Source organism: Sandarakinorhabdus cyanobacteriorum (assembly GCF_002251755.1).
Lineage (GTDB): Bacteria > Pseudomonadota > Alphaproteobacteria > Sphingomonadales > Sphingomonadaceae > Sandarakinorhabdus > Sandarakinorhabdus cyanobacteriorum.
Genome location: NZ_NOXT01000025.1, coordinates 1 through 8,979, shown reverse-complemented (window position 1 = coordinate 8,979; position 8,979 = coordinate 1). Strand labels below are relative to the sequence as shown.

The 8,979-nt window shown below is 65.8% G+C and carries 10 protein-coding genes and 1 pseudogene; 3 read left to right on the top strand and 8 right to left on the bottom strand.

Going from position 1 to position 8,979, the window contains the following annotated elements; genetic code table 11:
- Window positions 1-76: 76 nt before the first annotated feature.
- The 6 genes from trbK-alt to trbB are packed head-to-tail and all read right to left on the bottom strand — an operon-like array spanning window position 77 to window position 5,051.
- Window positions 77-283, bottom strand: a complete 207-nt coding sequence (gene trbK-alt / locus CHU93_RS00495) for a putative entry exclusion protein TrbK-alt (protein WP_207759162.1) — start codon at window positions 281-283, stop codon at window positions 77-79.
- A gap of 10 nt (window positions 284-293) precedes the next feature.
- The gene (trbJ, locus tag CHU93_RS00490; protein WP_094472267.1) at window positions 294-1,055 is read right to left on the bottom strand and encodes a P-type conjugative transfer protein TrbJ; all 762 of its coding nucleotides are present in this window, start codon (window positions 1,053-1,055) and stop codon (window positions 294-296) included.
- Complete coding sequence (gene trbE / locus CHU93_RS00485) at window positions 1,052-3,490, bottom strand: conjugal transfer protein TrbE (protein WP_094472268.1); 2,439 nt, start codon at window positions 3,488-3,490, stop codon at window positions 1,052-1,054. Before trbE ends, trbJ begins: the two co-directional genes overlap by 4 nt.
- A 9-nt stretch (window positions 3,491-3,499) precedes the next feature.
- Entirely contained in the window at window positions 3,500-3,781 is a 282-nt protein-coding gene (locus CHU93_RS00480; protein WP_062765738.1) for a VirB3 family type IV secretion system protein, read from the bottom strand.
- Window positions 3,781-4,113, bottom strand: coding sequence for a TrbC/VirB2 family type IV secretion system protein (locus tag CHU93_RS00475; RefSeq protein WP_035599872.1), 333 nt, complete (start codon window positions 4,111-4,113; stop codon window positions 3,781-3,783). The genes CHU93_RS00480 and CHU93_RS00475 overlap by 1 nt, the downstream gene beginning before the upstream one ends.
- Window positions 4,110-5,051, bottom strand: a complete 942-nt coding sequence (trbB, locus tag CHU93_RS00470; protein ID WP_423825882.1) for a P-type conjugative transfer ATPase TrbB — start codon at window positions 5,049-5,051, stop codon at window positions 4,110-4,112. The genes CHU93_RS00475 and trbB overlap by 4 nt, the downstream gene beginning before the upstream one ends.
- A 350-nt stretch (window positions 5,052-5,401) precedes the next feature.
- On the opposite strand from trbB, the gene CHU93_RS00465 reads away from it, so the two are divergent.
- From CHU93_RS00465 to CHU93_RS00455, 3 genes are read left to right on the top strand one after another with little or no spacing between them, the layout of a single operon-like run.
- The gene (locus tag CHU93_RS00465; RefSeq protein ID WP_094472265.1) at window positions 5,402-5,644 is read left to right on the top strand and encodes a helix-turn-helix transcriptional regulator; all 243 of its coding nucleotides are present in this window, start codon (window positions 5,402-5,404) and stop codon (window positions 5,642-5,644) included.
- Entirely contained in the window at window positions 5,641-6,960 is a 1,320-nt protein-coding gene (locus CHU93_RS00460) for a type II toxin-antitoxin system HipA family toxin (protein ID WP_094472264.1), read from the top strand. Before CHU93_RS00465 ends, CHU93_RS00460 begins: the two co-directional genes overlap by 4 nt.
- A complete protein-coding gene (locus tag CHU93_RS00455; RefSeq protein ID WP_094472263.1) occupies window positions 6,957-7,493 on the top strand; it encodes a gamma-glutamylcyclotransferase family protein in 537 nt (178 codons plus the stop codon). The genes CHU93_RS00460 and CHU93_RS00455 overlap by 4 nt, the downstream gene beginning before the upstream one ends.
- An 18-nt stretch (window positions 7,494-7,511) precedes the next feature.
- Here CHU93_RS00455 and CHU93_RS00450 read toward each other — a convergent pair whose 3' ends face one another.
- Both CHU93_RS00450 and CHU93_RS00445 read right to left on the bottom strand, forming a co-directional pair.
- Window positions 7,512-7,934: a CopG family transcriptional regulator gene (locus CHU93_RS00450; protein ID WP_094472262.1), complete on the bottom strand. Its 423-nt coding sequence runs from the start codon at window positions 7,932-7,934 to the stop codon at window positions 7,512-7,514.
- Window positions 7,935-7,941: 7 nt separating this feature from the next.
- Window positions 7,942-8,940 (bottom strand): annotated as a pseudogene (locus CHU93_RS00445) (type IV secretory system conjugative DNA transfer family protein); the annotation flags it as partial.
- Window positions 8,941-8,979 lie beyond the last annotated feature (39 nt).

Sequence of the window (8,979 nt, the reverse complement as noted above, 5' to 3'; positions counted from 1 at the left end):
CTAGCAGCCAGCAAGGCGGTCCAGAAACGGGGAGCAGGTCATCAAAGCACAGGACTCTACTTCTGATCGGTACCAATCAGGGGTGCATGTCACTGGCCGCGGCTTCCCCCATCTGCTGGCAGCGGCGCTGGCCCTCGCGCAGCGGGTCCGGCGCCTCCTCAAGCACGGGCGTCGGCCGAACCGCTGGCTTTTCCTCCTTCCGGGTCATTTCGATCGCCGTTGCTGTGATCGCGACGGAGACGAAGATGATTGCGCCCACACGGGCCAGCGTCTTGCTATCCATCCCGCTGCCCTCAGTTGCCGTTCGGGAACATCCGGGCGTTGCCGGGCTGGTAGCCGGAGCCGGGCGTCAGGAACCGGCGGCGCTGTTCACGGCCTTGTTCGGCGGCTGCGGCGCGCTCGGCATCGACAAGCGCCTGCGCCCGGCCGTTTGCCGCTACAACGGCGACCAGGTCTGCGAGCTGCTGCGCCTGCAATGCCAGTAACTGGTTGCCGGCCTGGGTTGCCTGAAGCGCGCCGGTCGCACCCTGGCTCTGTCCGACAAGGGCCGCCATCTCGGCGCGGTTGGTGTCGATGTTGCCGACGACACCGGCCTGCACGCGCAGCGCGTCCTGAAGTCCGCCGACCGTGTTCTGCCAGCGCGATCGGGCATCGGAGACGAGCCGCTGATCCGAAGTCGACAGCGAGATGTTGCCGTACTGGCTCTGGAAGGCCTGGTCGATCTGCTGCACGTCGAAGGCGATGCGCTGTGCCTGACCCAGCAGCGCTTGCGTGCGCTGCACCGATTGCTGGAGCTGCTGAAGGGAGGAATAAGGCAGGCTTGCGAGATTGCGGGCCTGGTTGATCAGCATCTGCGCTTCGTTCTGGAGGCTCTGGATCTGGTTGTTGATCTGCTCGAGCGCCCGCGCGGCCGATAGGACATTCTGGACATAGTTGGTCGGATCATAGACGACCCACTGCGCCGCCGCCGGGGTTACGAACACGGGCGAGAAGGCGACGGGCAACGACAGGATGGTTGCGGCAAACAGCGCCTTGCGAGAGCGTCGGATCATCATGGCTTGGGCTCCAGGTTGGTGAGGTCGGGGATGAGGTCGGCAGCCCATCCGACATCGCGGGCGCGCAGCCAGGCGGGCAGGAAGCCGTCGCGGCCATGCTCGGCGAGGATCGCCTCGATGGCGGCCTGATCAGTTTTCGAGGATGCCGCGCAGAGCGCGAGGGCGACCTCGGAGAGCCCCAGCTCGAACAGGCGGTTGCCGCGCCGCGACTGGCAGTAATAGTCGCGCTTGGGTATGGCCCGGCTGAGGATTTCGATTTGACGGTCGTTCAAGCCGAAGCGCCGGTAGATCGCGGTGATTTGCGGCTCGATCGCGCGTTCGTTCGGCAGCAACAGGCGCGTCTGGCAGCTTTCGATGATGGCCGGAGCGATCGCGCTCCCATCGATATCGGCCAACGACTGCGTGGCGAAGACGACGGACGCGTTCTTCTTGCGCAGCGTCTTCAGCCATTCGCGCAGTTGCGCCGCGAAACCCTCGTCGTCGAGCGCGAGCCAGCCTTCGTCGACGATCAGGAGCGTGGGCCGTCCATCCAGACGGTCGCCGATCCGATGGAAGAGATAGGCGAGAACCGCCGGCGCGGCGCCGCCGCCGATAAGCCCCTCGGTTTCAAAGGCCTGGACTTCGGCTTCCCCCGGCTGCTCGCCTTCGGCATCCAGCAGCCGTCCATAGGCACCGCCCACGCAATAGGGTCGCATCGCCTGCTTGAGATCGTTCGACTGAAGGAGAACGGCGAGGCCCGTCAACGTGCGCTCCGCGATCGGCGCGGACGCCAGCGAGGTCAGCGCGGTCCAGAGATGTTCCTTCACCTCCGGCGTGATCGTGACGCCCTCGCGGGCAAGGATCGCCGCGACCCAGTCGGCTGCCCAGGCACGCTCATGGGTTTCGTGAATGCGCGCGAGCGGCTGAAGGGACACAGACGCCGCGGCGCCGTCTGTCAGGCTGCCACCGAGGTCGTGCCAATCGCCTCCCATTGCGAGCGCGGCTGCGCGGATCGAGCCGCCGAAGTCGAAGGCGAAGACTTGGGCGTCCGGATAGCGCCGGAACTGAAGCGCGATAAGCGCGAGCAACACAGATTTGCCCGCGCCGGTCGGTCCAACAACAAGAGTGTGTCCGACGTCGCCGACATGCAGCGAAAAGCGAAACGGCGTGCTGCCTTCGGTCTTGCCGTAGAGCAGCGGCGGTGCACCGAAATGCTCGTCCCCGTCCGGCCCGGCCCAGACCGCCGAGAGCGGGATCATGTGGGCGAGGTTCAAGGTGGAGATCGGGGGCTGGCGGACATTGGCGTAGACGTGGCCGGGCAGCGACCCTAGCCAGGCATCGACGGCGTTGATGGTCTCGGACATCGCGGTGAAGTCGCGGCCCTGGATCACCTTTTCCACGAGGCGCAGCTTCTCGTCGGCGGTGCGCGGATCGGCATCCCAGACGATGACGGTGGCGGTCACATAGGCCTGACCGGCATAGTCCGCGCCCAGCTCCTGCAAGGCCATGTCGGCATCGGCCGCCTTGTTCGCAGCGTCCGTGTCGACGAGCGCGGAGGCCTCGTTGGTCATTACCTCCTTCAGGATTGCGGCAATCGACTTGCGCTTGGCGAACCATTGCCGCCGGATGCGCGTCAGCAGCTTCGTGGCGTCCGTCTTGTCGAGAAGCATCGCCCGCGTGGACCAGCGGTAGGGAAAGGCGAGCCGGTTGAGATCGTCGAGAATCCCTGGCGTCGTCGCGGTTGGAAAGCCGTTGATCGTCAGCACGCGCAAATGGGCGGCGCCGAGCCGCGGCTCGAGGCCGCCGGTCAGCGGCTCATCGGCGAGAAGCGCATCGAGGTAGATCGGCGTTTCGGGCACGCGGACCCGGTGGCGCTTCGTGGAGACGGTCGCGTGCAGGTAAGTCAGGGTCTCGGCGTCATCGAGCCACCGGCATTCCGGCATGAAGCCATCGACGAGCTGGAGGACGCGATTGGTGCGGTCACTGAAGGCCGCGAGGGCTTCATGGGGATCGACGCCGGACTGTTGGCGACCCTCGTAGAGCCAGGTCTCCGCCCGCGCGGCATCTTCGGCAGGCGGGAGATAGAGAAAGGTCAGGAAGTAGCTCGACTCGTAATGCGCGCCCGCTTCCTCGAAGTCGGCCTTGCGCTCCGCATCAACGAGGGCGGAGGCGGCATCCGCGAAGCGGCTTGCCGGATAAGAGGCAGCTTCGTGACGCTGCGCTTCGACGAAGATCGCCCAGCCCGAGCCCAAACGCCGGAAGGCGTTGTTGAGGCGGCTGGCGACGGCCACCAGTTCGGCGGCTACAGCAGAGTCGAGATCGGGGCCACGAAAGCGCGCGGTGCGCTGGAAGCTGCCATCCTTGTTGAGCACGACGCCTTCGCCGACCAGCGCCGCCCATGGCAGGAAATCAGCGAGACGGGTTGCGGTACGGCGGTATTCGGCGAGGTTCATCATGGCCATGCCTCAGACCGAGAGATGGCCCGGAATGCGCAGATGCCGGCGGCCGACTTCGACAAAGAGCGGATCGCGCTTTGCTGCCCAGACGGCGGCGAAATGGCCGATCGCCCAGATGAGGAGACCAACCAGCCATAGCCGCAATCCGAGACCGACAGCGCCGGCGAGTGTGCCGTTCATGATGGCGATGCTGCGCGGTGCGCCGCCCAGCAGGATATGCTCGGTCAGCGCGCGGTGGACCGGAACCGAAAAGCCCGCGACCTCATCGGGATGATGCAGGAGGCCCGCCATCAGACGAGCGCCCCGCCGCCGAACGAGAAGAACGACAGGAAGAAGCTGGACGCCGCGAAGGCGATCGACAGGCCGAAGACGATCTGGATGAGGCGCCGAAATCCTCCGCTCGTGTCGCCGAACGCCAGCGTCAGGCCGGTGACGATGATGATGATGACCGCGATGATCTTGGCGACCGGTCCCTCGATCGACTGGAGGATAGACTGCAGCGGCGCTTCCCAGGGCATCGAGGAGCCCGATGCGTGGGCGGCGGGCGCCAGAAGAAAGCTCAGGGTCAACGCCGTGGCGGCAGTCGCGAGGCGCTGATGGCCGCGCGCGATATGTCGGATCATGCGGATTCTCCTTGTGGGTCGGGAGGTTGGGTTGCGGGGGAAAGGCGGTAGTCGGTGTCCGTCCCGAGCCCTTCGACGCGGGCGAGTTCGGCAAGACGCCGCGCCGCGCCGCGGCCGGAGAGCACGGCAACCAGATCGATGGTCTCGGCGATGAGCGCCCGGGGGACGGTGACGACAGCTTCCTGGATGAGCTGCTCGAGGCGGCGCAGCGCGCCGAGCGCAGTGCCCGCGTGGATCGTGCCGATCCCGCCGGGATGGCCGGTGCCCCAGGCCTTCAGGAGATCGAGCGCCTCAGACCCACGCACTTCACCGATCGGGATCCGATCCGGCCGCAGGCGCAGCGAGGAGCGCACCAGATCGGACAGGGTCGCGACGCCGTCCTTGGTGCGCATGGCGACGATGTTCTGCGCCATGCATTGCAGTTCGCGGGTGTCTTCGATGACGATGACCCGGTCGGTCGTCTTCGCGACCTCGGCCAGCAGGGCGTTGGTCAGGGTGGTCTTGCCGGTGCTGGTTCCGCCGGCGACGAGGATGTTGGCGCGCGCTGCGACCGCCTGCCGCAGGATGATGGCCTGCTCCGCCGTCATGATGCCGGCGGCGACATAGTCGTCGAGCGTGAAGACGGCGACGGCAGGCTTGCGGATCGCGAAGACCGGTGCCGTCACGACCGGCGGCAGCAGGCCTTCGAAACGTTCGCCGGTTTCGGGGAGCTCGGCCGAGACGCGCGGGCGACGGTCATGCACCTCGGCGCCGACATGATGGGCGACGAGGCGGACGATACGTTCGCCATCGGCTGCCGAAAGTCGCTCTCCCGTATCGGACAGGCCGTCAGAGAGCCGGTCGATCCAGAGCCGCCCATCGGGGTTGAGCATGACCTCGACGATCGCGGGGTCTTCCAGGAATCGGGCGACCGCAGGCCCCAGCGCGGTGCGCAACATGCGTGCGCCGCGGGAGGCTGCTTCCGATTGCTGATGGTTGACCGCCACGTCGTCCCCGTTCGCTTGCGGGCCCGCGCGACGCGCGGCCCTGGATCGGGGATGAGTAAGAAAGGCAGGAATTGGGGCGTTGCAACAACGCTCAAGGGGTCATCGTACTGTGGCGAAGAAAGACAGGTGATCGGCGGACCCGCGTCCAGCCAGGGCAGCGTCTGAGGCTTCCCATCAGGCTGTTTTCCCGAGCGGGAATAATTCAGGTGCGGGAGCCACCCCCAAGCGCAGGCTTTCCCGAGCGGGAAATTCTGATAGACATTCTTCAGGAACCCATGATACTTTCCCGTTCAGTAAATATCATGGCCAGACGCAACCTCACCACTGCCGAGATCGGCGACATTGTTCGGACAACCCGCAAGGCCGCTGGCCTGCGGCAGGACGAGCTTGCGGGCGCCGCTGGCGTCGGCCTGCGCTTCATCGTCGATCTCGAGGCGGGCAAGCCGACCGCGCAAATCGGCAAGACGCTTCAGGTCCTGGCGGCGCTCGGATGCTCGCTCGATATTACACCGCCGCCCGACACCAAAGGAGCGCGCAAGGCATGACGCGCACCCTCGATATCTGGTGGGACGGGCGCCTGGTAGGCCAGCTGACGCAGGACAAGCACGGTGAACTCGGCTTTGCCTACGCGCCGGAATGGATGAGTGATGAGGCGACGCCGCCCTTGTCCGCCTCGCTGCCCAAGCGGGCGGAGCCGTTCACGCGCCGCGAGTGCCGCCCGTTTTTCGGCGGTCTTCTGCCGGAGGAAAGCCAGCGCGATGCCGCGGCTCAGGCACTTGGCGTGTCGCGCGCCAATGATTTCGCCCTCCTTGATCGCCTCGGCGGGGATGTGGCGGGCGCGCTCCAGCTTCTGCCGCCCGGCGAAGGTCCGGCCCCTCTTGCCCCCGATCAACACCCAACCCGGCTTGACGATGCGGGCCTGATCCGGGTGCTGGACGCGCTGCCCGTCCGCCCACTGCTCGCAGGCGAGGAAGGCCTGCGTCTCTCGCTCGCCGGCGCGCAATCGAAGGTTCCGGTGGTTCTGGTGGATGGCGCGGTCGCCTTGCCTGCGCCGGGCCAGCCGACGACGCATATTCTGAAGCCTCCGATATCGCGGTTTGCGGCCACGACCGAGAACGAGGCCTTCGTGATGCGTCTTGCCGCCGCCATTGGTCTCGATGTCGCGCCGCTGGAAGCGCGCACCGTCAAGGATCGAACATTTCTGCTGGTCCAGCGCTATGACCGCGCCATCGGCGACGATGGCTTCGTGCGCCGGATCCATCAGGAGGATTTCTGCCAGGCGCTCGGCGTGCCGCCGGAGACCAAGTACGCCAGCGAGGGCGGCCCTACGTTCAAGGATTGCTTCGCGCTGCTCCGCCGCGTTGCCGCAAGGCCCGCTGTGGATGTGCTGAAGCTCCTCGATGCCGTGATCTTCAATGTGATCGCCGGGAACGCCGACGCCCACGGCAAGAATTTCTCGATCCTCTATGACGCCGAAGGTCCACGCCTCGCCCCGCTCTACGACTTGCTGGCAACGGTTGCCTACCCCGATCTCTCGCCGAAATTCGCCATGAAGATTGGGAAACGGGCGACGCTTGCCGAATTGGACGCCAAGGGCTGGACAGCGTTCGCGGCGGACGCGGGTGTCGGCCTGCCGCTGATACGCAGGCGGGTCGCGGAGATCAGCAAGGGCGTGATCGCGAGAACAGGCGAGGTTGCGGCCGATTTGGTCCGCCCTGGCTTCGATCGGACGTCGATCGAAAGTCTTGCCGCGATGGTCCGCGAACGAGCGGAGCGCTGCGCGCTGACGGTGGCGGAATCCGGCCGCTCGGCCAATCAACAGCGCGATGGAGGGAATGTCGAAGGGAGCAATGGTCAATGACATTTCTCTACTTCGCGTATGGCTCCAACATGTTGCCGGACCGCCTGCGTGGCCGCTGCCCGTCTGCGAGGGTCGTAGGGACGGGAGTTGCACGCGCCTGGAGTCTTGCGTTTTCGAAGGCGAGTAAGGACGGCTCAGGAAAAGCGACCTTGGTGACCGACCCGAATTCGGCCGTGCCCGGAGTCATTTTCGAGATTGATCTGGCCGAACGAGAGCAGTTGGACCGGCACGAGGGGGTCGGCTATGGCTACCGGCGCGACGACACCTTCGCCATCGAGGGAAGCAGCGTTCCGGCGAGCAGCTATCTTGGCACCTCGTTGGACAACACATTGCGGCCTTTCGATTGGTACCTCGCGACCGTCATTGCCGGCGCGGAATATCATGGGCTGGATACAGCTCATGTCGCCGCACTGAGGGGCACGCGCTTCGTCGAGGATACTGAATTGGGTCGAAGGTCTCGCGTCGAAGCCATTGAGGCGATGCGAGAGCATGGCATTGAGGATTACCGAACGCTTCTTGAACGCCTGGGATGAGCCGTTCCGAACGGTACCTTAGCCATCTTGTGCGTCCACCCCGCTGATATCGTCCGGAATCTCCCTCAAGAAGCTTTGCCCCTTCTGCAGGCGCCTCCCCAGCGTCTCGATGAAGCCTTCATAGCGTTCCCGCCCTTTGGCCTGTGCTGACGCTTGAGCATCGTTCGGCAAAGGCGGCGTGATCGTCAGCCAGAACCGGACGAACAGGGCGAGAGTTTCTGCGGTGACGCCGAGGTCGCGCTCGAGACGCTGGACCTGACGCGACAGCCGATCAAGGCGGCGCGCGAACGCGGCCTCGCGCTTGTCGGCGCCATCGGGTGACAGGAACGACGCAACCGCCGCTTCGACGATCGCGGAGCGGGAGAGCTTCTTGCGGTCGGCGAGATCGGCGATCTGGCGGAGCATCTCGGGCGGGAAATAGACGTTCATCCGGTCGCGCATTGCCGCCTCACAAATCGATGCCATCATTCGGATCGAGCGCGACCTGTCGCGCGACGCCGCGCATCTGCTGCCGCAGCGCCTGCCGCTGCCGCGCTGCGTCTTCCGGCTCATCGTCCAGCATGATGGAAAACTCGTCGGCCGCGGCAGGTCCGGTTGTTTCCTTGGCGATCGCGACATGGTCGGGCAGCTCCGGCTCGCGCCGCAGCCCGCCATTGGCGGCATCTTCCGCCTTGTCGAGCTGGGCCGCGAGGTCTGCGTCCGGCCGCTGCGGCTTCAACTCGGACCAGGCGTCCTTTCGGGTCGAACGCCCGCATTTCGCCGGGTCCGGCGATGGCAGGACGCGCTCCTTGAAGCGGCGATCCTCGAAGTAACGGGCCTTCTTGGCTCGGATGGGATGGACACCGGCGGCCATGACGATCTCGTCTGTCGCGGGCAGCTGCATCACCTCGCCGGGCGTGAGGAGCGGCCGCGCCGTCTCCGAGCGCGAGACCATCAGATGACCCAGCCAGGGGCTGAGCCGATGCCCGGCATAGTTCCGCATCGCCTTCATCTCGGTCGCGGTGCCGAGCGCGTCGCTGACGCGCTTGGCGGTGCGTTCGTCATTGGTGGCGAAGCTCACGCGCACATGGCAGTTGTCGAGGATCGCGTTGTTCGGGCCATAGGCCTTCTCGATCTGGTTCAATGACTGGGCGATGAGGAACGACTTCAGGCCATAGCCGGCCATGAAAGCGAGCGCGCTCTCGAAGAAGTCGAGGCGGCCGAGCGCCGGGAACTCGTCCAACATCATCAGCACGCGATGCCGCCGGTCTCGCGCATGAAGATCCTCGGTCAGGCGTCGGCCGATCTGGTTCAGCACGAGCCGGATGAGCGGCTTCGTCCGGGAGATGTCGGATGGCGGAACCACAAGGTAGAGCGTCGCCGGCTTCTCATCGGCGATCAGGTCGGCGATCCGCCAGTCGCAGCGGCGCGTCACCTCCGCCACCACCGGGTCGCGATAGAGACCCAGCCCGCCTTATTCATGAGCCTTCCTGTCAGGGCGTTGCCG